Source organism: Nitrospirota bacterium, from assembly GCA_020851375.1.
GTDB lineage: Bacteria > Nitrospirota > 9FT-COMBO-42-15 > HDB-SIOI813 > HDB-SIOI813 > RBG-16-43-11.
This window is the reverse complement of the sequence record JADZCV010000044.1, coordinates 112898-137064: the sequence shown is the minus strand read 5'-3', so window position 1 is coordinate 137064 and position 24167 is coordinate 112898. Positions and strand designations below refer to the sequence as shown.

General features: G+C 46.7%; 25 protein-coding genes and 1 tRNA gene. 16 read left to right on the top strand and 10 right to left on the bottom strand.

Features of this window, described 5'->3' with window-relative positions; all coding sequences use genetic code 11:
* Positions 1-2: 2 nt before the first annotated feature.
* On the bottom strand, positions 3-983 hold the full coding sequence (locus IT393_08855) for a hypothetical protein (protein ID MCC7202749.1): 981 nt from the start codon (positions 981-983) through the stop codon (positions 3-5).
* Complete coding sequence (locus IT393_08850; protein MCC7202748.1) at positions 984-2441, bottom strand: MBOAT family protein; 1458 nt, start codon at positions 2439-2441, stop codon at positions 984-986. It abuts the gene before it with no gap.
* 139 nt (positions 2442-2580) lie between these two features.
* Between IT393_08850 and IT393_08845 the strand changes: the two genes are divergently transcribed.
* From IT393_08845 to IT393_08820, 6 genes are all read left to right on the top strand, one after another.
* A complete protein-coding gene (locus tag IT393_08845; protein MCC7202747.1) occupies positions 2581-3243 on the top strand; it encodes a ribulose-phosphate 3-epimerase in 663 nt (220 codons plus the stop codon).
* Positions 3240-4805, top strand: coding sequence for a phenylalanine--tRNA ligase subunit alpha (locus IT393_08840; GenBank protein ID MCC7202746.1), 1566 nt, complete (start codon positions 3240-3242; stop codon positions 4803-4805). Before IT393_08845 ends, IT393_08840 begins: the two co-directional genes overlap by 4 nt.
* A gap of 137 nt (positions 4806-4942) precedes the next feature.
* Complete coding sequence (gene pheT, locus IT393_08835) at positions 4943-6643, top strand: phenylalanine--tRNA ligase subunit beta (GenBank protein ID MCC7202745.1); 1701 nt, start codon at positions 4943-4945, stop codon at positions 6641-6643.
* A 31-nt stretch (positions 6644-6674) separates the two neighbouring features.
* Complete coding sequence (locus IT393_08830) at positions 6675-7886, top strand: efflux RND transporter periplasmic adaptor subunit (GenBank protein ID MCC7202744.1); 1212 nt, start codon at positions 6675-6677, stop codon at positions 7884-7886.
* A 10-nt stretch (positions 7887-7896) separates the two neighbouring features.
* Entirely contained in the window at positions 7897-8595 is a 699-nt protein-coding gene (locus IT393_08825; GenBank protein ID MCC7202743.1) for an ABC transporter ATP-binding protein, read from the top strand.
* Between the two features lie 219 nt (positions 8596-8814).
* A complete protein-coding gene (locus IT393_08820) occupies positions 8815-10023 on the top strand; it encodes an ABC transporter permease (GenBank protein ID MCC7202742.1) in 1209 nt (402 codons plus the stop codon).
* A gap of 111 nt (positions 10024-10134) precedes the next feature.
* Here IT393_08820 and rplT read toward each other — a convergent pair whose 3' ends face one another.
* The 4 genes from rplT to thrS form a co-directional block, all read right to left on the bottom strand.
* Complete coding sequence (gene rplT / locus IT393_08815; protein MCC7202741.1) at positions 10135-10488, bottom strand: 50S ribosomal protein L20; 354 nt, start codon at positions 10486-10488, stop codon at positions 10135-10137.
* Positions 10489-10517: 29 nt separating this feature from the next.
* Entirely contained in the window at positions 10518-10721 is a 204-nt protein-coding gene (rpmI, locus tag IT393_08810; protein ID MCC7202740.1) for a 50S ribosomal protein L35, read from the bottom strand.
* Positions 10702-11292 carry a translation initiation factor IF-3 gene (locus IT393_08805; GenBank protein ID MCC7202739.1) on the bottom strand — a complete coding sequence of 197 codons (591 nt, stop codon included), beginning with the start codon at positions 11290-11292 and terminating at the stop codon, positions 10702-10704. Before IT393_08805 ends, rpmI begins: the two co-directional genes overlap by 20 nt.
* A gap of 135 nt (positions 11293-11427) precedes the next feature.
* The gene (gene thrS, locus IT393_08800; GenBank protein MCC7202738.1) at positions 11428-13305 is read right to left on the bottom strand and encodes a threonine--tRNA ligase; all 1878 of its coding nucleotides are present in this window, start codon (positions 13303-13305) and stop codon (positions 11428-11430) included.
* Positions 13306-13460: 155 nt separating this feature from the next.
* On the opposite strand from thrS, the gene IT393_08795 reads away from it, so the two are divergent.
* Positions 13461-14012, top strand: a complete 552-nt coding sequence (locus IT393_08795) for a hypothetical protein (protein MCC7202737.1) — start codon at positions 13461-13463, stop codon at positions 14010-14012.
* Positions 14013-14025: 13 nt separating this feature from the next.
* Here the strand turns inward: IT393_08795 and IT393_08790 are convergent.
* A tRNA-Ala gene (locus IT393_08790) sits at positions 14026-14101 on the bottom strand.
* A 221-nt stretch (positions 14102-14322) separates the two neighbouring features.
* Here IT393_08790 and IT393_08785 point away from each other — a divergent pair.
* From IT393_08785 to IT393_08765, 5 genes are all read left to right on the top strand, one after another.
* Positions 14323-14763 carry an outer membrane beta-barrel protein gene (locus IT393_08785; GenBank protein MCC7202736.1) on the top strand — a complete coding sequence of 147 codons (441 nt, stop codon included), beginning with the start codon at positions 14323-14325 and terminating at the stop codon, positions 14761-14763.
* A 121-nt stretch (positions 14764-14884) separates the two neighbouring features.
* Positions 14885-15739: an OmpA family protein gene (locus IT393_08780; GenBank protein ID MCC7202735.1), complete on the top strand. Its 855-nt coding sequence runs from the start codon at positions 14885-14887 to the stop codon at positions 15737-15739.
* An 18-nt stretch (positions 15740-15757) separates the two neighbouring features.
* Positions 15758-16159: a large-conductance mechanosensitive channel protein MscL gene (gene mscL, locus IT393_08775; protein ID MCC7202734.1), complete on the top strand. Its 402-nt coding sequence runs from the start codon at positions 15758-15760 to the stop codon at positions 16157-16159.
* Positions 16160-16178: 19 nt separating this feature from the next.
* The gene (locus IT393_08770) at positions 16179-16922 is read left to right on the top strand and encodes a DUF481 domain-containing protein (protein MCC7202733.1); all 744 of its coding nucleotides are present in this window, start codon (positions 16179-16181) and stop codon (positions 16920-16922) included.
* Positions 16923-16955: 33 nt separating this feature from the next.
* On the top strand, positions 16956-17726 hold the full coding sequence (locus tag IT393_08765) for an enoyl-ACP reductase (protein MCC7202732.1): 771 nt from the start codon (positions 16956-16958) through the stop codon (positions 17724-17726).
* 6 nt (positions 17727-17732) lie between these two features.
* Here IT393_08765 and IT393_08760 read toward each other — a convergent pair whose 3' ends face one another.
* Both IT393_08760 and nadA read right to left on the bottom strand, forming a co-directional pair.
* Positions 17733-17924 carry a hypothetical protein gene (locus tag IT393_08760; protein MCC7202731.1) on the bottom strand — a complete coding sequence of 64 codons (192 nt, stop codon included), beginning with the start codon at positions 17922-17924 and terminating at the stop codon, positions 17733-17735.
* 208 nt (positions 17925-18132) lie between these two features.
* Positions 18133-19221, bottom strand: coding sequence for a quinolinate synthase NadA (nadA, locus tag IT393_08755; protein MCC7202730.1), 1089 nt, complete (start codon positions 19219-19221; stop codon positions 18133-18135).
* A gap of 86 nt (positions 19222-19307) precedes the next feature.
* On the opposite strand from nadA, the gene IT393_08750 reads away from it, so the two are divergent.
* The 4 genes from IT393_08750 to recO are packed head-to-tail and all read left to right on the top strand — an operon-like array spanning position 19308 to position 23680.
* The gene (locus IT393_08750; protein MCC7202729.1) at positions 19308-20597 is read left to right on the top strand and encodes a GGDEF domain-containing protein; all 1290 of its coding nucleotides are present in this window, start codon (positions 19308-19310) and stop codon (positions 20595-20597) included.
* A gap of 51 nt (positions 20598-20648) precedes the next feature.
* A complete protein-coding gene (gene era / locus IT393_08745; protein ID MCC7202728.1) occupies positions 20649-21548 on the top strand; it encodes a GTPase Era in 900 nt (299 codons plus the stop codon).
* A 24-nt stretch (positions 21549-21572) separates the two neighbouring features.
* On the top strand, positions 21573-22928 hold the full coding sequence (mgtE, locus tag IT393_08740; GenBank protein MCC7202727.1) for a magnesium transporter: 1356 nt from the start codon (positions 21573-21575) through the stop codon (positions 22926-22928).
* Positions 22929-22936: 8 nt separating this feature from the next.
* The gene (gene recO / locus IT393_08735; protein MCC7202726.1) at positions 22937-23680 is read left to right on the top strand and encodes a DNA repair protein RecO; all 744 of its coding nucleotides are present in this window, start codon (positions 22937-22939) and stop codon (positions 23678-23680) included.
* A gap of 46 nt (positions 23681-23726) precedes the next feature.
* Here the strand turns inward: recO and IT393_08730 are convergent, their stop codons facing one another.
* Entirely contained in the window at positions 23727-24092 is a 366-nt protein-coding gene (locus IT393_08730; GenBank protein ID MCC7202725.1) for a response regulator, read from the bottom strand.
* Positions 24093-24167: the final 75 nt, after the last annotated feature.

Sequence of the window (24167 nt, the reverse complement as noted above, 5' to 3'; positions counted from 1 at the left end):
GGTCAATATAATTTATGTAAATTCCAGGTTTTTTTGGGGGAATACATGATAAGGTAGTTGGCAATTTTTTCAGTATGTTTCGTCTGGCATTCTTTGTTTAAGTGATAGGGGGTGTCGTAAAAGCAGCTCCTTTCATACTGGGAATCGTTATCCAGCTCTATGAACTTTGCGCCGTTGCCATAATACAAGCCTTTTATCCTTCTTAAAATCCTTCCATCAATCTTTTTGTCGTTAAACGTCGTAGGAAGTGACCCGTAAACGACGACCTTCTTATCCCTGCACCATCCTATGAAGTCAGCGATGACCTTTTGGGAATAAAAGGCTTCATTATCGTTCAGAAGCCTATCCGAAGGTGTTTCCTGCACACTCTCACGAATGGTCTGTTCGTAGACCCTTCCGTTTGCACTCGTATTGTTTATCACATCCCCGTTATCATTCAAAATGATCAGGAACTTGTTGGGTACGATAAAATTACCGACCATCTCCACGACCGATGAAAAAATGTATTTGAAATCGAAAGAGAAGACCGATGCCAGCGCTTTTTCAGGGGGCAATTTCAGAAGATAATCCGGATCATTTTGAAAGATATAATTATTGCCCGTCAGCATGTACATGACCTCTTTTTTCGTTTGCGAATAAAACTCGTACTCCAGCGCAAGGATGACAATATCTCCCTTGTTTATGAACTCCTTGCTTTTTTCCAGCATGAAGTCTAATCCGAGGGCAGCGGACATGGACGTGTTTACGCATTTTAATCCCGTCAGATCCTCAATCTCCCTGCAGCTGTGGCTGTACAGCCCGTTGCTCCCCCCGATCAAAACCACCTTTCTTCTGCCGTCTATGGATTTGCTGTATGCAAGCTTGTTCGAGTAGTGGGTGCTGAAATGGCCGAGAGAAATCGGCTTTTTAAACAGTGAGAACGTGCTCACGTACAGAGCGAGTGAGGCAAGTATCAGGACTGCGATTTTCTTTATAAGCTTCATCTAAAACCTGAAATACAAAAACTCTGAAGGAATCTGTCTGAAAAATATATTCTGTATCGAGAAGACAAAGGTCACGGAAAAAACGAAAATGGATTGCCTGTATGAAAGCTGATTGGTATTTGTAAAAAATACCGCTATTGTGAACACTACTGCGATAAAGCAGAGGGCTTCCATAAAGCCCATAAAAGTCCCGTCCGCGACGTACCTTAAAGCGTCGGTACCGTGGAAGAAAGACTTCAAAAAAGGCAGTACATCCAAAAGCAGGTTTGGAAGTTCTGCGCCATTGAGATTAAACATCCCTTTGAGGACCTTCACAGCATCATGCCAGTTATTGGCCCTGAAAAATATCCATGTCAGATTTACGAAGTTAAATGTGATGAACCATGAGACAACAGAGTTGAGTCTTATTCCGGACTTCTGCCAGGCCTTTTGGATTATCAGCGCCGTACCGTGCAGGAGCCCCCAGAGAACAAACGTCCACCCGGCTCCGTGCCAAAGCCCGCCTACCAAAAAAGTGATCATCATGTTGGAGTATGTCCTGTAGTCCCCCTCCCGGTTACCGCCCAGGGGTATATAGATGTAATCCCGCAGAAACCTGCTCAAGGTGATGTGCCATCTTCTCCAGAAGTCCTGGATGGACGTAGCCTTGTAGGGCGAATTGAAGTTTATCGGGAGTCTTATATTAAACATCAGGGCAGCCCCAAGGGCCATGTCCGTATAACCACTGAAGTCGAAATATATCTCGAATGTGTATGAAAGGCTTGTAACCCAGGCCTCTACAAGCGTAAGAGACACTGAATTATCAAAGCCATTATTGGCCCATTGCGCCAGGACGTCTGCGATGGAAGTTTTTTTGAACAGGCCGATGAAAAACAACAGTATACCGGGGAACAGGTTTCTGTTATTAAGAAGCTTATTCTTTAAGTTAACGAACTGCGGCATCATCTCCCTGTGGTGGATTATGGGACCTGCAATGAGGTGGGGGAAGAATGTTACAAATAAAGCGTAGTTTAACAGGTCGTACTCTTCTACCCTGGCGTAATAGGAATCGGCCAGGTATGCTATCTGGGTGAAAGTGAAGAAGCTTATCCCCAGAGGTAAGCCGATGTGAATCAGCTCGAAGTGCGCGGCGAAAAGTTGATTTATATCTGATATGAAAAAATCGGTGTACTTAAAGACCGCCAGAAGTCCTATGTTCGAGCATATCCCTATTACGAGCATCCATTTTCTTTTACTCTCTTTTACTCTTGTGAAATTTGTGCCTATAGCGTAGTTGAACAGGATGCTGCCAAGTATCAGGGGGAGGTATTTGACATTCCACCAGCTGTAAAAGAAGAGCGAGGCGAAGACAAGCCACGACTTCGCGGCCAATGTCAGTCTATGTCTGTTAAGAAAAAAGTAGACGATCAGGGTCAGGGGTAAAAACAGAAAGATAAATTCAAAAGAGTTAAAAAGCATGAAGCATTCAATATTCTACAGGAAAATCGGTGTCTTATAGCCCATTCTACTATCCGGAATTTCAGGCGTCAAGGAAATTTATACAGGGTTTTACCCTTTGATTGACTTTGAATGGCGCTTGTGTTTTTATATTATGGCCATGAAGGAGATAAAAATAGCTCCGTCTATCCTTTCTGCTGATTTTGTGCAATTAGGTGAGGAGCTTAAGAAGATAGAGGATGCAGGGGCTGATCTGGTCCACATAGATGTGATGGACGGACATTTTGTCCCCAATATCACTGTCGGGCCGTTCGTTGTTGAAGCAGTCCGTAAGGCGACGTCGCTGCCGCTCGATGTCCATTTGATGATTGAGGGGCCTGATGACTACATATCTGCATTTGCCGATGCAGGTGCGGACATAATTACTGTGCATGTCGAGGCAGCAATTCATCTGCACAGGACTATCCAGTATATCAGGGAGAAGGGGAAGAAGGCTGGTGTGTCCTTAAATCCTTCAACCCCCCTTGTTATGGCCGGATGCGTAATTGAAGATATTGACCTGCTGCTTATCATGTCGGTCAATCCTGGCTTCAGCGGTCAGAAGTTTATTCCATTTGCCATGGAGAAGATACGGGAGGCAAGGCGGATGCTTGATAAGGCTGGTTCCAGGGCATACCTTGAAGTTGACGGAGGGATAAAACTGGACAATATAGCAGAGGTTGCGTCTGCCGGCGCTGATATGTTTGTATCAGGGTCAGGTGTATTCGGGACTCAGGATTACAAGAAGACAATTGAGGAGATGAGGAAGAGGATTCTCAGATGAATGCAGAAGACCTGAATAATATAGTTGACAGCCTGCACCCGCTTGAGACAAAGCTCCTCTTTGCCTTTGTGGCAGGTAAGGCTGTTGATGATGATAACCTGATCAAAGAGGCATCAATAGAGCCGTCGCAAAAAGATATGGCCATAGGGTGGCTGCTTGCAAAGGGCATTCTGACTGTTGCCAGCGAAACCGTGGAACGCTCTGTTGTCCTTACTGAGACAGGGGATAGATATTCGGACATCAGGATACCGGAACTAAGGATCTTTCAGTCTGTGAAGGAAAACCCTGCATACAGCATGTCGGATGTCAAAGGGCGCGATGATATTGAGCCGGCTGAGGTAAGCTCTGCCGTAGGTCTTCTTAAGGAAAAGGGGATAATCAGGATTGCAGCAGGCGGCCGTCTTGAAATGGGCGATGCAGCGTTAATATCAGAGTTTGAGGATATTCAGAGGCTGATAGATCTTGTGAAAGGCAAAAGTGAGATCAGGCTGAATGAGTTGTCTGATGATGAACAGACGGTCATAGAAGGGTTGCACAGAAAGAGGGGGAAGTCCAAGGGGATATTCAGGATCAATGAAAAGACAAACCGTACCTATCTCCTGACAGACAACGGGGCTGATATCCACAGTGCAGTACTGCAGAAGGGGAATCCTGTTGGTGAGATTTCCCAGTTGACTCCACAGATGTTGAAAGACGGCTCGTGGGAAGGTAAGTCATTCAGGAAATACAACATCTCACTGCCGCCGCCGAGGGTACCCCCGGGCAGAAAACATCCTTACAGGGAATTCCTCGACAATGTAAAATACAAGTTTGTTGCAATGGGATTTGAGGAGATGAGGGGGGGACTTGTTGAGAATGAGTTCTGGAATATGGATGCCCTCTATATGCCGCAATTCCATCCTGCAAGGGACATACACGATGTCTATTATGTAAAGGAACCCGGATTATCAGGAGAGATAGAAGAACCATTCCGGACAAGGGTGTCAGAGGCACACTACTCAGGAGGCGGCACAGGCTCACGGGGCTGGAAGTATCACTTTGACATAGAGAAGGCAAAGCGGCTCATGCTGCGGAGTCAGGGAACGGCAGTATCAGCAAGAACCCTTGCCGGCGGCCCGAAGATCCCAGGCAAGTATTTTTCCATAGCAAGATGTTTTAGGTATGAGCAGGTGGATGCCACGCATGCACAGGACTTCTTTCAGATAGAAGGGATAGTCCTTGGCGACGACATCAATTTCCGCACACTGCTCGGACTGCTCGAGCTGTTTGCAGTGGAGGTTGCAAAGGCAAAGGAGATAGAGTTCCTGCCTGCATACTTTCCATTCACCGAGCCGTCAGTGGAGCTTCATGTCAAACATCCGAAGCTCGGCTGGATGGAGCTTGGCGGGGCAGGGATATTCAGACCTGAGGTTACCATTCCGCTCGGTGTTAATGTCCCGGTAATAGCATGGGGGCTCGGCCTCGACAGGATGGCAATGGTGGCGCTGGAGATTCATGACATAAGAGACCTGTTCTCAGGCGACCTTGATATGATCAGGACAAAGCGCGTACAGTGGGTGTAGAGCAAGGGGTTCATAAAGGACGATGAAAATCCCCCCTTGGTCCACCTTTTTCAAAGGGGGAGTCATTACCCCCCTTTAGTAAAGGGGGGACAGGGGGGATTTGAACGGGGATTTTCAGGTAAAACCGGAGTTTTTAGATGCCAACTATAAGTATAAAAAAGAAAGATCTTGAGCATCTCACAGGCATGTCTTTTCCCCTCCATGACCTTGAGCATCACCTTCAGCTTGTAAAGGGTGAACTGAAGGGTTATGAGTCCGGGACTGATGAGCTTAAGATTGAGTTGAGTGACAGCAACAGGCCCGACCTCTGGTGCTGTGAGGGGATTGCACGGCAGATTAAGGGGAAGCTGACCTCCTCATGGAGGGATTATGAATTTTTCTATTCTGACGGTTGTGACAAAAGCGGTGTGATAATAGTATCTGAAGCAATGAACAGGATACGCCCCTATGTAGGTGGTTTTATTGCCACAGGTGTTACTGTTGATGAAGAGATGCTGGTCCAGATGATCCAGACGCAGGAGAAGATATCAGAAATATTCGGCAGCAAGAGGAGGAGGATTTCAATCGGGATATACAACCTTGCCAGGATAACCTTCCCGGTGCACTATAAGGCCGTTGGGCCGGAGGATATGAGATTTACGCCGCTCGGATTTGATGAAGAGATGACTTTGCAGGAAATACTTGAGAAGCACCCCAAGGGCCAGGCTTATGGAGATATATTAAAAGGGATGCGTGAGTACCCCGTACTTATTGACAGCAGGGGGAGTGTACTCTCATTCCCGCCTGTAATCAACAGCAGGGAGGTTGGCGAGGTAAAGGCAGGGGATAGCGAGTTGTTTGTAGAAGTTACCGGCACAGATATCAGGCTGGTGTTGTTGGTCCTGAATATCCTGTCGGTGAACCTCTATGACCGGGGCGCACGGATAGACATGGTTGATGTCAGGTACCCCTATGATACGGAATTCGGCAGGGACATAAGCATCCCGTGTGATTTTGCAGAACACATTTCCATAAATGTTAATGATGCTGAACGGGTAATTGGAGAGAAACTGAAGGCGGAAGACATTTCGAACCTGCTTGACAGCTATGGCCTTTGGGTAAAGATAGATGGTGATATGCTGCATGTTACCCCCCCGCCATACAGGGATGACATCATGCACCCTGTTGACCTGTGCGAAGATATTGCCATAAGCCGGGGGTACGGAAGCTTCAGGCCTGTTATGCCTTCAAGGATGACAGTAGGCGCCCTGTCTGAGAGTGAGAAGTTCTCTGACAGGATCAGGGGATATATGGTTGGTGCAGGATTCCAGGAAATTATCTCGAACATACTGACTTCGAGGGAAGACAATCTATATAAGATGGGGCTTGGTGAAGAGAGGGTCATTGAGGTGGATAATATAATGTCACTCAGCTATTCAGTGCTGAGGCACTGGATCCTGCCGTCTTTGCTGAGGGCTGAGTCAGCAAGCAGTGAGAGCTTCTATCCGCACAGGATATTTGAGGCAGGAGAGGTTGCTGTATTTGATGAGACAAAAAACCTCTCAAGCAAAACAGTTGTAAAGTGCGCTGCCCTGATATCCCATCACACCGCAAATTTCTCCGAGATCCATTCAATCCTCGAAACCCTGATGTACTATCTCCAGATGGATTACAGGCTTGTGCCCGGAGACCACCCCTCCTTTATTCAGGGGAGAATGGGATGGATACATGCAGGCGGGGATGTCATAGGCATGATAGGAGAGATACATCCAAAGGTGCTGACTGAATGGGAAATACATTCGCCATGCAGCGCCTGCGAAATAGACATAGACAAAGTCCTTGCACTTTGCCAGTTATAGTTGCCAAACACAATCAAATGACAATTACGGTATGACTACACGGACAAAAAGGCTCTTATATATTGGAATCACAGTTGTCATTATCGCCCTGCTTGCCTTCTTATATTATCGCCGCAATATAATTGAAGTTCACGTCTTTGTTGTAAAAAAGGGGTCTATTGAGAGGACGATTACAGGTGTGTCGAGCGGTTCTGTAGAGCCGCTGCAGCGTGTAAAGCTTCAGCCCCTCCTTGCGCTAAAGGTCAAAGAGGTCAATTTCAGGGAAGGTGATCGCGTCAGAAAGGGTGATGTAATAGTTAAACTGGATGATGCGGAGTCACTCATCAATCTTGAAATAAGAAAGAATGCCCTTGCATCTGCAGAGTTCAGGCTGCATGAAACAGAGGAAAGGTACAGGCTGGCAAAGCAGAATTTTGACAGGGCAAAGCCGCTGTTTGATGAGGGAATTATGCCGGACAGCACCTTTGATGAGATAAAGAGCCAGTTAACAGTGACAGGGAAGGAACATGAGATAGCAAAGAATGCCCTGAATGAGGCGAGGCTCGGGATCAGGCTTGCGGAAGAAGGACTTGAAAAGACAAACATCCGGGCACCCTTTAATGGTGTTATATCCTTTCTGAACGCCACTGCAGGAGAACTCCCTGAATATTATCTAAACAGTCAGACAAGCATGGTTTCCCAGGCTAACGTTGCCACGACTATTGAAACAGAGCCGTTCTGTGAGTTGATAGACGACTCGGTTTTAAAGGTTGAAGTCCCTTTTGATGAGACGGATGTTATGGTGATAAAACGCGATCAGAAGGTAATAATGACGAGTGATGCCAGTCCGGATAAGGCATTCTATGGCAGTGTGATGTATGTCTCGCCTGTTGTTTCGAAAACAGCCGAGCAGAACCGCACCGTGGATGTAGAAATTAATTTTAGCCGGTTAAATCAGGAGAGGCTGCCGGTAGGCGCTTCTGTTGATGCAGAGATAATCCTCGAGACTAAGAGGGATGCTGTTATAGTGCCTACAAATGCGGTGATAGAAAGGGATTCAGTCAGATTTGTTTACACCATTGCAGGGGGCAGGATAAAGAAGAAATCTGTTCAGACCGGTATTTCAGGCTGGGAAAATATAGAGATACTTGAAGGTGTTGCAGAAGGGGATGAGGTCATTACTTCACTTGATGTTGCAGGGCTGGAGGAAGGGAAGAGGGTAAAGGTCAGCAATGAGCCGAAGGCAATGAGTCGAAAACAATGAGTAATGAGCAATGAGTAGCGCTGTACTTATATCTCTTGAAAATGTCAGTAAGGTCTATGGTTCCGGTACGGTTCACGTTAATGCAATTGCTGAAATTAATCTTAAGATTGACAGGGGTGAGTTTGTTGCTATCCTTGGACCTTCCGGTTCCGGCAAGTCCACCCTGATGAATATTATCGGGTGTCTTGACCGTCCTTCAGCCGGCATTTACACGCTGGATGGTGAGGACATATCCAGCCTCAGTGATGAGAGGCTTGCCCATATCAGGAACAGGAAGATAGGTTTTGTATTCCAGATGTTCAACCTCATGGCAAAACACAATGCGCTTTTCAATGTCCAGCTCCCGCTTGTATATTCGGGCGTGGGACCTGATGAAAGAAGGGATAAGGCTGCACGAATGCTGAATAAGATGGGGCTTGAGGGGCGCATGCATCATCGTCCCAATGAGCTTTCAGGCGGAGAGTGCCAGCGAGTGGCCATTGCAAGGGCTCTGATAAATGAACCGCCTATACTCCTTGCTGATGAACCTACAGGAAACCTTGATACGAAGACAGGTGAGGAGATTATTGCGCTCTTTAAGAAGCTAAACCAGGAGGAAGGTGTCACGGTAATCATGGTTACACATAATCCTGAAATTGCTGATGAGGCGAGGCGGAGGATATTTATCCGTGATGCCAGGATTGTGGAAGATGTTATACACAAGCAATGAGTAGCGGGTGATGGGCAATGAAGTGAAAGAACGGAGATTTTCAAGTGAACCGTCATGAGCCTCAGGCTCACCAGGGTTCATGAAAACGTCATTCCCGCATAAGCGGGAATCCAGACCGGGGGCCAGATTCTGGATTCCCACTTCCGTGGGAATGACGGGGTGAAAAATCCTGCGGGGACAGGTTCCGTGGGAATGACAGGTGAATAGGAGCATTTTCAGGTGAGCCTTGTTGAATTTCTCAGAATTGCGGTTGCATCCATCCTGGAAAACAGGATACGTGCCTTTCTGACCATGCTTGGCATAATGATCGGCGTAGGCTCTGTAATCCTCCTTGTCTCAATGACTGCCGGATTCAGGGAATATCTGGTCAAACAATTTATGGGCATAGGGACAAACCTGATAATTATAAGTCCTGGCAAGACAGAGACTCAGGGTATGGGACACCCTGGATTGGAAGGCGTTCAGAAGATGACGGTTGGTGATACAGAGGCATTACGCAGGCATGCAACAGCCCTTGAAGCCGTATCTTCTATAACTGCAGGAACGGCAGATGTGAGGTATGCAAACAGGGAAAGAAAGGTAATGATAGTAGGGACTGATCAGGAATTTACAACAGTAATTAATATCGGTATTGACGCCGGAAGGTATTTTACAAGGGATGATGTTGATGCATCCCGCAGGGTCTGTGCAATAGGGTATACCGTAAAGAATGAACTCTTCGGCAGCAGGAATCCGCTTGGTGAGATAGTGAAGATCGGGGGCTCGGGCTACAGGGTCATAGGAATTATGGAGAAGAAGGGGACATTCATGGGTACTGATGACATGGATGATGTTGTATATATCCCTGTATCTTCTTCATTGGGGCTCTTTAACACGGATAAGTTATTTGGCATAAGGGCCAAGGCCCGCAGTGCAGCTATGGTGAACCTGGCAAACCAACAGATAACAAAGATCCTTAAAAAAAGACACAATGATAAAGAAGATTTTACCATTCTTACGCAGCGTGCCCTGCTATCGAGCCTTGACTCGATCCTGAACACCCTTTCATCTGTTCTTGCAGGGATTGCCGCAATTTCATTACTGGTCGGCGGTATAGGGATAATGAATATCATGCTTGTTACGGTTAGAGAGAGGACAAAGGAGATTGGTATAAGAAAGGCGGTCGGAGCAACCAGACGCGACATCCTGCTTCAGTTTCTTGTTGAATCTATCATGTTAAGCCTTATAGGCGGCGGTATCGGCATACTTATAGCATTCATAGGCGGTATCATAATCGGCCTGTTTTTACCCCACATCCCGCCTGTTGTAACACCGTGGGCTGTTGCACTGGCTACTTTTTTTTCTGCATGTGTAGGGATATTCTTTGGCGTGTATCCTGCGTACAGGGCGGCTCAGATGGATCCGATCACAGCATTGCGGTATGAATAAAGAAATCCCCCTTAGTCCCCCTTTTTCAAAGGGGGATATTTAATAGAGAATGGAGAATTAGTTCCCCCCTTTAGTAAAGGGGGGATTTGCACGTGGCTTTTCGGATACTTACTACGCTGCTTCTTTTACTGTCTGTGCAATCTTTGCAAATCCTGCCGGGTCATTAACTGCTATGTCTGCAAGCACCTTGCGGTCTAAGTTAATGCCTGCCTTTTTTAGGCCGCTGATAAATGTGCTGTATGAAAGGCCGTGCAGTCTTATTGCTGCATTTATCCTTGCGATCCAGAGGCTTCTGAAACTGCGTTTCTTCTGCCGCCTGTCTCTGTAGGCATAGCACAGTGCCCTGTCAACTGCCTCTGTGGCGCTCCTGTATAAGCGGTGTCTGCCTCCCCAGTATCCTTTCGCCGCCTTCATTACCTTCTTGCGGCGTTGTCTTGTCTTTGATCCACCTTTTGCGCGTGGCATTGCTGATTAACCTCCTTCCAATAAAAAAATTATCCGTACGGTATAAGTTTCTTTACATTCCTCTCGTTGCTTTCATGAACCAGCGCTGCCTGTTTAAGGGCCCTCTTTCTGCGCGAGCTCTTCTTGGTCAGCAAATGGTTTCCAGAGGCCCTGCTCCTTTTTACCTTACCGCTTCCTGTAAGTTTAAAGCGCTTTGATGCGCCCTTGTGTGTCTTAAGTTTGGTTTTGGACATCTTCCCTCCCTTCTGCAGTCGCTACAGCTTCCGTACCTGTACCCTTTGACTTCTGTGCATCTGACCTTGGAGAGATTATCATAATCATACTGTTTCCCTCCATCTTGGCAGGCACTTCCACCATTCCTATATCCTTGACTCCTTCTGCGAAGGATATCATGATCCCCCTGGCAGTCTCCCTGTATGCCATCTCCCTTCCCCTGAAAGTAAGTGTAATCTTTGCCTTGTTCTTATCTTCAAGGAATCTCCTGACATTTCGGATCTTTATTTCAATATCATGCTTGTCAGTGTAAGGTCTAACCTTCACCTCTTTGAGCTGCATGGTCCGCTGGTGCAATCGTGCGCCATGCTGCTTTTTTGCAAGTTCATATTTATATTTCCCAAAGTCCATGATACGGCATACTGGTGGTTTGGCTGTAGGTGCTACCTCAACGAGGTCCAGGCCGTATTCTCCGGCTTTCTTAATAGCCTCATATGTCGGCAATATCCCTAACTGCTCACCCTCAGGGCCGATTACACGAACTTCTTTGATTCTTATTTCTCTGTTTACCCTTATTCTTGGCTCAGCGATGTTATATCACCCCCTCTTGTTGACGCTGAAAAATGCGGGGCACCCATTGCTTGCGAAGCAAGTGCAATGGGTCATGCGGCGTCAGGACGGCCCGCCTTCCTTGCATCTGGACATTTTTGAGCGTCAACGGTTTAGTTATGACTTCAGGTTAATTTCTTGTTTCACCTTGTTAACAGCATCTTGAAGCGGCATTGCCCCTGTGTCGCCTTCCTTACGAGTCCTTACTGCAACTGCACGGGACTCAGCCTCCCTGCCGCCTATTATAAACATATATGGGATTTTTTCCAACTGTGCCTCACGTATCTTGTGTCCTATCTTCTCGTTTCTGACGTCCACCTCCACCCGGATACCTTCATTAGCAAGTAAATTTCTTATCTCTTCCGCATATTCTTTCTGCTTTTCCGTTATCGGGAGCACCTTAACCTGCACAGGCGACAGCCATAATGGGAAGGCGCCGGCATAGTGCTCTATCAATATGCCGAAGAATCTCTCCAATGACCCCATCAGCGCCCTGTGTATCATGATCGGCTGGTGCTGCAGACCGTCTTCTCCTGCATACGTCAGGGAGAACCGCTCAGGCAGGTTAAAATCAACCTGGATCGTGGTGCACTGCCAGGCACGGTCCAGCACATCCTTTATCTTTATATCTATCTTGGGTCCGTAAAACACCCCCTCGCCAGGGTCTATCTGATAAGGAAGGCCCTTCAGTTCGAGGGCATTGCGAAGGGCATTAGTCGCCTTTTCCCAGTTGTCAAGTGTCCCGACATACTTCTCCGGCCTTGTAGAGAGATAGATATCATACCTGTCGAAACCGTAAGTGGTCAGCAACTCAACAGTAAAGTCCAGAATAGAAGTTATCTCATCCTGAATCTGATCTGGCCTGCAGAATATGTGTGCATCATCCTGTGTAAAACCCCTTACCCTCAGAAGTCCGTGTAAAACTCCAGACCGTTCGTAACGGTATACAGTGCCGAGTTCAGCCCATCTTATCGGAAGCTCCCTGTAACTGTTCAGTTTAGACTTATAAATCATTATATGAAAAGGACAGTTCATAGGTTTCAGCTGGAAGTCCTGACCCTCTACATCCATAGGCTTATACATATTCCCCTGATAGAATTCCGTATGGCCGCTCGTCTTCCAGAGGTCCAGTTTTGCCACATGGGGGGTGTAGAGTAGCTTATATCCGTGCCTCAGGTGTTCCTCCCTCCAGAAGTCCTCAATCGTCTTGCGGATTATGGCGCCTCTCGGATGCCATAGGATCAGGCCTGCACCTATCTCATCATGAACGCTGAAGAGATCCAATTCCCTCCCCAGCTTGCGATGGTCCCTTTTCTTTATTTCCTCTAATTTAGTAAGATAGTTGTCAAGTTCAACCTGTCCGGGAAACGCGGTCCCGTATATCCTCTGGAGCATCCTGTTGTTTTCATCACCACGCCAGTATGCGCCTGCAGTATGAAGGAGTTTAAATGACCTTATCCAACCTGTAGACGGGACATGCGGCCCCCTGCACAGGTCTATAAAATCCCCCTGTTTATAACAAGATACGGTCTTGTCAGGTATTTCGTTGATTATCTCGACCTTGTACTTCTCTCCCATATTGTCAAAGAGCTTTATGGCATCTTCCCGCAACATTTCCATACGGGTGACTGCCATGTTCTTATCTGCCAGCTCCCTCATCCGCTTTTCTATCCGGACAAGGTCATCAGGCGTAAATGTCCTGTCATAGTCAAAGTCATAATAAAATCCCTCCTCAATGGCAGGACCTATTGTAACACTGACTTCCGGATATAGCTCTTTTACTGCCTGAGCCATAAGATGGCTTGTGCTGTGCCTGAGGATTTCCAGGCCCTCAGGAGAAGAGACACTAATCCACTCTATTTCGGGACCTTCAGTTACAGGAGTGTTTAAATCTGCAGGCTGGCCGTTAATTTTTGCTGCAATTATCTCCGGATTTTCCCTGCCCCTTGCTTTTAAAATTTCTATAAGTGTCATGACGTTACAAAGTTTTGACATGTTATCATCTATCGCCGGGCAGTGTCAAGACAATATAGAACAATATAGAAAACCTTATTGATTGTTGCTTTGACACTTCATATAATGCAGTGATGTGGTTATACAGATTTTTCGTGATTTTCGCCCTTGTGAATTTACTATTGTCCTGCAGTGGGATGGTCCGGGCAGATGAACTCATTATTGACAGGATAGCTGCTGTGGTTGATGATGAGGTGATTACCTACAGGGATGTAACTGTTGAACTTGTTCTTAATATGTATGAAAAGGATGAGAATAATACGTTGCAGGGTATTATTAACAGGATGCTCTTACTGAGGGAGGCTGAAAAATTCAAGATTACAGAGTCTAAGGAGGATGTTGAGAAGATTCAGGGGAGGCTTGAGGCGATCAGGCAATTTCTGGGAGATGAACGTTATAATGATTTTCTGAGGGATTACAATCTAAGGGAATCAGACATTATCAAGAAATTGTCAGATCAGGCGATAGCAGAAAAATTTATTGAGTTCAGGATAAACTTTTTTGTTGTCATATCAGAGGATGCGATTAAGACATTCTATGAGGAACACAAGGCAGATTTCGGGGAACAGGCGATTGCTGATATTCATGATCAGATAAAAGGGATGTTGTTTACTGCAGAGTCAGAAAAACGATTAAAAGAATATCTTGATGGATTGCGGAGAAGGGCAAAGATCGTTATTAATCAGTAGCCCCTGATTTCCCTGGTGGAGCTGAGCGGGATCGAACCGCCGACCTCTTGAATGCCATTCAAGCGCTCTCCCAACTGAGCTACAGCCCCATAGTTTCTTAATGCTTCGGCAATGTTACATTTATGCTTATTTGTTGTCAAGTATATGATAGGCCTGCTTTTTGACAAACGGCTAATATTTGGTTGACATGCAAAAATTGTCCTGATATTGTATTCAATAGCCTAAGTATTCCTGACTCACCTTTGTTTTTGCTTCGTGCTTTCGAACAGGATATTCATTTCTATCACTTCTTTTTGAAAGGAGAAGCGCCATGAAGATCAAAATTATATTTCTTTTTGTGGTATTTGCCCTATTGACCGGGTCAACAGCCGTTATGGCTGAAGAGCCTGTTGATACGAGATGGTACATTGCGCCTGGCGTCAATTATATCTTTGCAGACAATGACCGGAATGCAGACAATGACGCGGGCTTCAGGCTTGGCATTGGAAAGGCAATTAGCAGAGAATGGAGCGCTGAGCTGGATATCCTGATTGATAATCTGTCCATTTCAGGGAAAAGCAATGACTTCAGGCAGAGGGGATTAAGTTTAAATGCCCTCTACTTCTTTACACAGCATGCCCAACTCTCTCCATATGGTGTCCTGGGCATAGGCGCCCTCAGGACCACGGTGCCGGGGACCAGGAGTACGAACCTGATGGCTGAACTTGGACTCGGACTTAGTTATTCAACAGCGAATACAGGGGCGACTTGATGTGCGGCACCGCTATGATGGGGATGATTCCAGTATCTCTACTGAAGACCATTTCAATGACTGGCTTGCCGGCCTGACGTGGGCAATTCCATTAGGAAAGAAACCGGTATCAGAGGAGAAGATGCAGGTTACAAAAGCGCCTGAGCCGGTCCAGGCACCGAAAGATGATGATGGCGACGGTGTAAGAAACGAGATTGATCATTGCCCTGGTACACCGGTTGGTGTAAGGGTTGATTCGTCAGGATGTCCTGTAGATACGGATGGGGATGGTGTTGCCGACTACCTTGACAAGTGTCCGGGAACACCTGCCGGTGTGCGGGTTGACTCCAGCGGATGTCCGGTTGACAGCGATGGTGATGGTGTGTCTGATAGCATGGATAAATGTCCGGATACGACGGTGGGCGTAGCGGTGGATTCAAGCGGGTGTCCTGCAGATTCAGATGGAGACGGCATCGCAGATTCACAGGACAGGTGTCCCGGCACCCCTGCTGGTGTGAAGGTTGACGCGTCTGGCTGCCCCCTTGATTCGGACGGCGATGGTGTGGCGGACTACCTCGACAAATGTCCTGATACGAGACCCAAAACCCCGGTGGATGACAGTGGTTGTGCGCTTCCGGAAAAGGTGTCTATCACTCTTAATATCGAGTTTGACACGGCTAAAGCAGACATAAAGCCTCAATATAGTGATGAGGTTAGGAGGCTTGCAGACTTTATGATCAAATATCCTGTTACGACTGTTGAGATAGGCGGTCATACTGATAATACTGGCAGGGAAGAATCTAATATAAAATTATCTCAAAGGCGCGCAGACGCTGTAAAAAAATACCTCATTGAAAAGTTTGGAATAGATGCTTCAAGGATTAGCGCTAAGGGATATGGGCCTTCAAAACCTGTTGCTGACAATTCAACTGCCTTAGGCCGTCAGCAAAACCGCAGGGTTGAAGCGGTTATAGATACTATGGTTAAGGTACAGTAAAAGACGGAAGGAGGATATATGGGTTTCATTCAGGAATTTAAATCCTTTGCTGTAAAGGGGAATGTCGTTGACATGGCTGTAGGTATCATTATTGGCGCTGCCTTTGGCAAGATAGTCGCATCCCTCGTTGAAGACGTCATCATGCCGCCTGTTGGTCTGATTGTAGGCGGCGTGGATTTTACAGACCTTACAATTATAATGAAGGCTGCATCAGGCGGCGCTCCTGCCGTTACGTTCAAATACGGCAAGTTTATTCAGACGGTGGTGGATTTTACCATTGTTGCCTTTGCCATATTTCTGCTGGTAAAGGCAATAAATGCCCTTAAACGGAAAGAGGAGGCCGCTGTATCGGCACCGCCGGGTCCTTCGAAGGAAGAGACCCTGCTCACAGAGATCAGGGATATATTGAGATCTAAATAACTGAACAGGAGGAATGCAGATGTTTCGTAAAACCAGGATTGCCTTTGCCGCTGTCTTAATGCTGGTATTATTCCTGCCTCTCAAGGCATCGGCTGAGACGCCGGATCCAAAGAAGATTACTGACGTGGCTCAACTGTCTTACATCAATACGCAGGGGAATACAGACCTGACCACGATGTTGCTGGTAAATTCATTGAAATACACACCCATTGATTATATCACTACGACATGGAAGATCGAGGCGCTGAAATCTTCGCAGGAAGGCAAGGATACGGCGGAGAGATATATGACATCACTCCGTCTCGATTACAGGATAGAAAGCAGGCTGTATACATTTGCCGATGTGCAGTGGCTGCGGGACGTTTTTGCAAACATAGATGACAGGTACTATCTTGGCGCAGGTCTTGGCTATAAAATCCTGGCCGGACCCAGCCATATTTTAGATGCCGAAGGCGGAATCAATTACACGATGGATAGTTATTCCGACAATACAGATAACAACTACACCGGCGGCCGTATATTTGCCAAATATGCATATCTCTTTTCAGAAAAGAACAAGTTTGAGCAAACTGTTGAATACCTGCATGATTTTGAGGACAGTGAAAACTATAACATAAATTCTGAAACAGCCATTATTGCTGCCCTCAACAGTATCCTTTCATTAAAGACCAGCTATCAGGTAAAATATGACAATGAACCTGCTGGCGGGGCAGAGTACGCTGACCGGATCATGGCGGTTACACTGGTTGTGAACTTATTGTAAACTAATTTGAGTCAACTGTGGAGGAAAACAGGTATGGGTCTTCTTTCCGGAAAGAAGGGTATTGTCTTTGGTGTTGCAAATGAGCGGAGCATTGCATGGGCTATAGCGGAGGCCCTCCACAGGGAAGGGGCGGAGCTTGCATTCACATACGCCGGTGAAGTTCTTGAAAAGCGGGTCAGACCGCTCGCCGAAGGACTAGGCGCAAGGATAATCGAACCATGCGATGTTACCCGTGACAGCGATATAGAGAATGTCTTTAATAAGGTCAGGAATACATTCGGAGGTCTTGATATTGTCGTTCATGCCATTGCATTTGCAAACAGGGATGAGTTGAAGGGTGAGTACCTTAATACGTCAAGGGAGGGATTCAGGATTGCAATGGATGTCAGCGTCTATTCTCTTGCGGCAGTTGTGAGGCATGCCGCGCCCTTAATGGAAGGCAGGCCAGGCAGCATAATTACGCTTTCATACTATGGATCAGAAAAGGTGGTGCCTAATTACAATGTCATGGGTGTTGCAAAGGCTGCCCTTGAGGCGAGTGTTCGTTATCTTGCCATGGACCTCGGCCCCAAAGGCATCAGGGTCAATACCATTTCCCCCGGGCCCATAAAGACCCTTGCTGCCTCCGGCATAGGCGGCTTCAGGGAGATGCTGCAGCATGTAGCAGAGAAATCTCCGCTGAAAAGGAATGTACTGGCTGACGAGGTCGGAAAGACCGCGCTTTATCTTTGCAGTGACCTTGGGAGCGGTGTGACAGGCGAAATCATTTATGTTGACGGGGGCTATAATATAGTCGGGATGTAAATGGAATCAGGGGACTATTTTCACTTCTCTTGTATGCGTCTCTTTCCGTGATCCCACTGAACTGGCGCAGTAGACGCACATGTAATCATAAAGGTCTCCGTCTGCAAGGACAAGCAGAAGCCTTTCCCGTACAGGTACTGCCTGTTTGCATCCCTGACAGAAGAGCATGGATGCCTTGAATTGATCAAATTGCTTCATCCGAAAATACTCCTAAGTATCCGTCATTCCCACGGAACCTGTCCCCGCATGATTTAAGCGGGCAGTGGGAATCCAGAACCAGGCCCCGGTCTGGATTCCCGCTTACGCGGGAATGACGTTTTCATGAACCCTGGTGAGCCTGAGGCTCATGACGGTTCACATGGAAATCCCCCAAACTCATCTGGAAATCCACCAAACTCATCGCTTCTTATAACTCCAGCATCCTCGCCAGCGCTATCTTTGCCCACTTCTTCTCTTCTTCAGGCACGATGATTTGATTGACTACATTGCCGTTCACAAGGTTTTCCAGCGACCAGCACAGATGCTGTGGGTCAATCCTGTACATAGTTGAACAGAGACACACCGTTGGGGACAGAAAGAATATAGTCTTGTCAGGTTGTTCTTTCCGAAGCCGGTTTACGAGGTTGATCTCTGTACCTATTGCCCATGCCGTGCCTGAAGGGGCGGCCTTTACTGTGTTGATAATGTATTCTGTAGACCCGCAGAGATCTGATAACTCAACTACCTCCCTGCGGCATTCAGGATGAACAATGATGTTTATGCCGGGATGTTTTTCTCTGAAGTATTCTATGTGTTTTGGCAGAAAGAGCATGTGGACGCTGCAGAACCCATTCCACAGGATGACCCTTGCCTTTTCAATTCCTGCAGTGCTGTTTCCTCCGCGATGTTCTTCCCTGTGCCACACGATGATCTCATCTTCAGGGATGCCTATCTTAAATGCACTGTTTCTGCCAAGGTGCTCATCAGGGAAAAAGAACACCTTCTTATTCCCGCCAAGCGCCCATCTTAAGATCTTTTCTGCGGATGAAGACGTGCAAATGGCGCCTCCCTTTTTTCCGCAGAAGGCCTTTAATTCGGCGGAAGAGTTGATATAAGTTACCGGCAAAAGGCCATCGTTACCGGTTATACCTGTTATTTCTTCCCATGCCTTTTCCACTTTGTAAATATCTGCCATGTCCGCCATGGAACAACCGGCGGTGAGGTCAGGCAGTATCACCTTCTGGCTGTCCCCTGTGACGATGTCTGCAGTCTCTGCCATAAAGTGCACGCCGCAGAATATTATGAACTCCCGGTCACTTTTAGCCGCCTGCTGAGATAGTTTAAGTGAATCACCGCGGAAATCAGCGAACCTGATTATGTCATCCTGCTGGTAGTGATGTCCCAATATAAGGAGGCGTCTGTCAAGTGATTTTCGCGCCTTTGTTATCCTGTCATCAAGTTCTGTTGCGGATAAGTCCAGATAATCTTCAATAGGGTTAACAGCGCTCACAGACATAATGATATTATATTATATGAACTCCAATAAAATCAACAGGTTTCATTGCTACAGTATATATTATTTACACCGATAATTAATTCACCGTGAAAGACAGGGTAAAGGCATACCTTTTTTTTGCATCTATTACATTTGTCATCATCTTTGCCATTTCCGAGTATCTTGCACAAAAGGTAGATGAAGAGGTTGAAATATATGATAAACATGTAGGTATACTGTTTAATGCCCACGAAATACTCTACCACATCACTGCTATCAAGGAGGGTATTTACAGCCTCGAATACGGTACATCAGCTGATGCTGTACCGATTAAACCACATATAGACCACGTTGAACGTGGTATGGAAGGCCTGTCACGTGAAATAAACTTCATATTCTATGCCGGAAAGGATGACAAGTCTTTCAGGGAATATGCCAATTCTGCAGAGGCTCTTCAGAAACTCTATCCGCAATTTATATCGCACGTCAACGGAGTAATTGCAGCAAAAGACGCCACAGTGAGGAGGCGGAAACTCGATGAGGCCATTGAAGTGGGAGAGAGAATGGAGTTCTTCATGAACGAGATTGACAATCGTATAGATGAAGAGGCCGCGACAGTAACTGTATTCCTTTCTACAGTAACATCGAAGATGAGGTGGATAAGGAATGTTACGGGTATATTATCCTGGTTGATGATAGTAGCGCTCTCCATCATGCATTTCTATTCCTGCAAGTCCTGCAGCAGGCTTTTGCCCTATTTGGCCGCGATGAAAAAAGGTGACTATGACTATCAGCCGAACCTGAAAGAGACCCTGTGCGAGAAAGAGATTGAAGCAACCGTCAGGACACTTGTCGAAAAGGTGCATGAAGTTCAAAGATCCACGTCAGAATTATCAATCGTGGACTCTCTTACCAGCGCATATAACAGGAGATATTTTGATATAAGAATCGGAGAGGAGATGAGCCGGTATACACGGCATGGAACCATTTATTCCCTTTCGATTATTGATATAGATTACTTCAAGAAAATAAATGACACGCTGGGTCATCAGACCGGAGATTCAGTCCTTAAGGAGCTGGTTTTGGTAATTAAGAATTGTGTTAGGGACACAGATATTGTTGCCCGCTACGGCGGAGAGGAGTTTGCGATAATATCACCGTACACAACGAAGTCCGGGGTATTGTCACTGGTAGAGAGGCTTCGGGAGGTTGTTGAGGGACATCATTTTGCAGGGCTGGCCAGGCCTCTTACCATAAGTATTGGCGTTTCCGATTCTGCAGGGAAGAGCACGGTGGAACAGATAATTAAAGAAGCTGATTCCAGTCTTTACATTGCAAAGAACAGCGGTAGAAACATGTGTATCATCGGCGGGCTTTCAGCTCAGCAGTCTGCATAGAACCTCCGGTTTTTCTTGCCACTTATTTCCGAAATGTGCTAAATTGTTTTGATGTCCGGAAATACATATAAATCAGGGTTTGTCTCCATAATAGGGAGGCCAAATGTCGGGAAATCCACGCTTTTGAACGCCATACTTGAAGAGAAGGTATCTATCGTCTCTGATAAGCCGCAGACGACGAGAAACAGGATACTTGGCATCAGGACGCTCCCGGGCATGCAGGTTATTTTTATAGACACCCCGGGCATTCACAAACCAAAACACAAGCTGAATGAATACATGGTAAAGACAGCCCTTCATACCCTTGATGAAGTGGATATAGTACTGTTCATGACTGAGGCCGCTGAGGCAGCCGGAGGTGGTGACAGGTATATCATAGAAAGACTGCGGGATGTCAAGAGGCCTGTGTTTCTCCTTATAAACAAGATAGACCTCGTGCCGAAGAGTTCGCTTCTGCCGCTTATCGCCGAATACAGCCGGTTGTATAACTTTACTGAGATATTCCCGCTGTCAGCCCTTCATGGTGATAACATGTCCGGCCTTTTTGAGGCTATTGTGAAGCGGCTTCCGGAAGGTCCGCAGTACTTCCCGGAGGATGCAGTGACAGACCAGCCGATGAGGTTTATAGCTGCAGAGCTTGTGCGGGAGAAGATTTTTCAGCTTACTTATGAGGAGATACCATATTCGGCAGCTGTTGGGATTGAAGAGTTCAGGGAGGATAAGGAGAAAAATGTGGCATTTATCAGGGCGGTAATTTTTGTAGATAAAGACTCACAGAAGGGGATTGTAATAGGAAAGGGCGGGGCTGTGTTAAAGAAGGTCGGACAGCTTGCAAGACAGGAGCTGGAGGCTGTCATGGGTATAAAGGTCTTTCTCGAGTTATGGGTAAAGGTTAAATCAGGCTGGCGCGGGGATGACGCGGTCTTAAGACAGCTGGGTTATAAAATATAGAGATGGGAAGGCGAGGGTGGGTTTGTGGCAGTTGTAAAATTTGATCAGCTTGTCTGGACAGTAAGAAAGTTTCTCCATCGCGGGGCCATAGCCAATTTAGCCAACATGGCCAACCGCATGCACCCGGCTGACCTTGCGAGGCTGTTCAGAAATCTTGATGCCAAAGAGAAAAACACCATATTCGGCCTCCTTAAAGAGAGCAGGACGAGGGGATTGCTCATAAGTGAGATGGATGAAGGGAGCAGGCGGGCCGTCCTCGAGATGATCCCGCCCTATGAGATCGTTCAGCTTCTGCGGCACATACCATCGGATGATGTGGCAGATATATTTGCAGACCTGCCGGATGAAAAGGGGCATGAGGTCCTGACCCTGATGGGGGTCAGGGAGTATGAGGCTGTAAAGGAGCTGCTGCAGTATCCTGCCGAGACTGCCGGCGGCATCATGAACACCAAGGTGTTTTCACTCAGAGAGGACATGAGTGTTCAGGACGCAATAAAAAAACTGCAGGAGGCAGGAGAAGTTGAAATGGTTTTCTATGTCTATGTCGTTGATGAGGCCGGTAAGTTAGTGGGGGTCGTTTCCCTCAGAAAGCTTCTCCTTGTCCCGCCATATACGAGGCTTCGTGAGATCATGGACACTGAGGTCATTCGGGTAAATACAGGTGTTGATCAGGAAGAGGTTGCGCGTCTTGTGGCGAGGTACAACATACTCGCTATCCCGGTTGTAGACAAGGAAGACAGGCTTGCCGGCATCGTCACTGTGGATGATGTAATAGATGTTATACGTGAAGAGGCGACTGAAGACATACTGAAGATGGCAGGCACGGAAGATGATGAATATATATTTACCAGTTCCCCTTTGAGGGTTGCACGATTCCGGCTGCCGTGGCTTATCGTCACAATCCTTGGTGAGTTCGTGGTGGGCGCTGTCCTGTGGCATTTTAAGGCGACACTTGAACAGATAATTGCCCTTGTTTCCTTTGCACCAATTATCAGCGCTGTATCCGGCAATGTAGGCGTGCAATCTTCAACAGTAATTACCCGTGGCCTTGCTACAGGCCGTGTTGAGGTGACCAATGCCCTGAGGGTATTGTTAAAGGAGTTCCGGGTGGCTCTCCTGATAGGCGCAGTATGCGGCACGATAATTGGAATAGCAGTCTATATATGGCATGGCCGCGCCATGCTTGGCCTGGTAGTTGGCAGTGCGATGGTTACCTCTGTTTTTGTTGCATCATCGCTTGGCACAATGATGCCTGTTATCTTTAAGGTATTCAAGGTAGACCCTGCAATCGCATCCGGACCTGTAGTGACAACGTTGACAGACATAGTCGGATTTTCGATATATCTTACGGTTGCGACGGTTATGCTTTCTTATTTATAGGTAAAGTTATGCCACTGATAAAGACATCCGGTATTATACTCAACAGCCGTCCTATGGGCGAGTATGACAGGATTGTTGGTATTTTTACTGAAGACCTTGGCAGGATTGACTGTATTGCAAAGGGGGCAAGGAGTTTTAAAAACAGGTTCGGAGGCTCACTTGAGCCATTTACGCATTGCAGGCTCGGCCTCTTCAGAAAACGTCATGGTTCTTTCTTTCGCATTGAGTCAGCAGATATAGTAGCTTCGTTCAGTGAGGTAAGGGAAGACCTTGATCTGCTCCTGCATTCATCAAGTATGGTGGATGTACTTAGAAAGATAACCCCCCCCGAAGACCCTAACAGGGCCATATTTGCCCTCCTGCTCAGATCTCTTGAAAGGATATCTTCCGGAGATCATATAGATAATATACTCTTTTTTTATCAGATCCAGATACTCAACTTGTCCGGGCTTGGGCTTCGCTTTGACGGTTGTGTAAAGTGCAGCAGGGCTGTAGCAGCCCCAACAATAACTGTTTCAATAGCCGAAGGAGGACTTATATGTCCTGTATGCATTGCTAAGACCGGCAGCAGGGGGATCCTGACAAGCGGGGGCACCATAGCAGTGATGCGCAGATGGCAGACACTGGTGAGCAGTCATATCAGCAGGTTCAGACTTGCTGAGAGTATCAAGAGTGAGATGAGGGGAATACTTGATCTGCACATAGGTCATGTAACAGGGAAGAAACTGATAGATATAAAGAGATATAGTTAAATAGGGACAGCGACTATTTAATAAAATAGTCGCTGTCCCTATTTAACTATGCGTTAGCTGTGCCGGTTAACGTGCGTATCAACTTTTCAATGTCCTGCAATTTAAAGGGCTTGTGGATAAAGGGCATATCTGCCCTTATGTCCTTTGGGAGCTTATCGAAACTTGAGTCACCGCTCATCATTATCAATTTTACACCTGGTTTAGTCTGGTTAATCTTTCTGATGAGAGAGACGCTGTCTGTTCCCGGCATCTTAATGTCAGTTATAACAATATCAACATGGTCGTTGATTAACACCTTCATTGCGTCAGCCTCGGTATTGACGCAATCAACTCTGAATTTCCGGAGAGACAGAAAGCTTTTCAGAAGGGATCTCATGACAGGATCATCATCTATTACCAGAATGTGCTTCATTCAATGCCCTTCCTGACAGTCAACATGTTAACGTTATACCCCGTAAGATTGGGAATGTCAACATAATAAAGGTTG

Coding starts and splice junctions, on each gene's coding strand:
- IT393_08845 (MCC7202747.1), top strand. CDS start 2,581: ATGAAGGAGATAAAAATAGCTCCGTCTATCCTTTCTGCTGATTTTGTG.
- IT393_08830 (MCC7202744.1), top strand. CDS start 6,675: ATGACTACACGGACAAAAAGGCTCTTATATATTGGAATCACAGTTGTC.
- IT393_08730 (MCC7202725.1), bottom strand. CDS start 24,092: ATGAAGCACATTCTGGTAATAGATGATGATCCTGTCATGAGATCCCTT.
- pheT (MCC7202745.1), top strand. CDS start 4,943: ATGCCAACTATAAGTATAAAAAAGAAAGATCTTGAGCATCTCACAGGC.
- thrS (MCC7202738.1), bottom strand. CDS start 13,305: ATGTCAAAACTTTGTAACGTCATGACACTTATAGAAATTTTAAAAGCA.
- recO (MCC7202726.1), top strand. CDS start 22,937: ATGCCACTGATAAAGACATCCGGTATTATACTCAACAGCCGTCCTATG.
- IT393_08850 (MCC7202748.1), bottom strand. CDS start 2,441: ATGCTTTTTAACTCTTTTGAATTTATCTTTCTGTTTTTACCCCTGACC.
- rpmI (MCC7202740.1), bottom strand. CDS start 10,721: ATGTCCAAAACCAAACTTAAGACACACAAGGGCGCATCAAAGCGCTTT.
- IT393_08780 (MCC7202735.1), top strand. CDS start 14,885: ATGCAGGTTACAAAAGCGCCTGAGCCGGTCCAGGCACCGAAAGATGAT.
- era (MCC7202728.1), top strand. CDS start 20,649: ATGTCCGGAAATACATATAAATCAGGGTTTGTCTCCATAATAGGGAGG.
- IT393_08855 (MCC7202749.1), bottom strand. CDS start 983: ATGAAGCTTATAAAGAAAATCGCAGTCCTGATACTTGCCTCACTCGCT.
- IT393_08765 (MCC7202732.1), top strand. CDS start 16,956: ATGGGTCTTCTTTCCGGAAAGAAGGGTATTGTCTTTGGTGTTGCAAAT.
- mscL (MCC7202734.1), top strand. CDS start 15,758: ATGGGTTTCATTCAGGAATTTAAATCCTTTGCTGTAAAGGGGAATGTC.
- IT393_08760 (MCC7202731.1), bottom strand. CDS start 17,924: ATGAAGCAATTTGATCAATTCAAGGCATCCATGCTCTTCTGTCAGGGA.
- rplT (MCC7202741.1), bottom strand. CDS start 10,488: ATGCCACGCGCAAAAGGTGGATCAAAGACAAGACAACGCCGCAAGAAG.
- IT393_08785 (MCC7202736.1), top strand. CDS start 14,323: ATGAAGATCAAAATTATATTTCTTTTTGTGGTATTTGCCCTATTGACC.
- IT393_08770 (MCC7202733.1), top strand. CDS start 16,179: ATGTTTCGTAAAACCAGGATTGCCTTTGCCGCTGTCTTAATGCTGGTA.
- nadA (MCC7202730.1), bottom strand. CDS start 19,221: ATGTCTGTGAGCGCTGTTAACCCTATTGAAGATTATCTGGACTTATCC.
- IT393_08825 (MCC7202743.1), top strand. CDS start 7,897: ATGAGTAGCGCTGTACTTATATCTCTTGAAAATGTCAGTAAGGTCTAT.
- IT393_08840 (MCC7202746.1), top strand. CDS start 3,240: ATGAATGCAGAAGACCTGAATAATATAGTTGACAGCCTGCACCCGCTT.
- IT393_08795 (MCC7202737.1), top strand. CDS start 13,461: ATGGTCCGGGCAGATGAACTCATTATTGACAGGATAGCTGCTGTGGTT.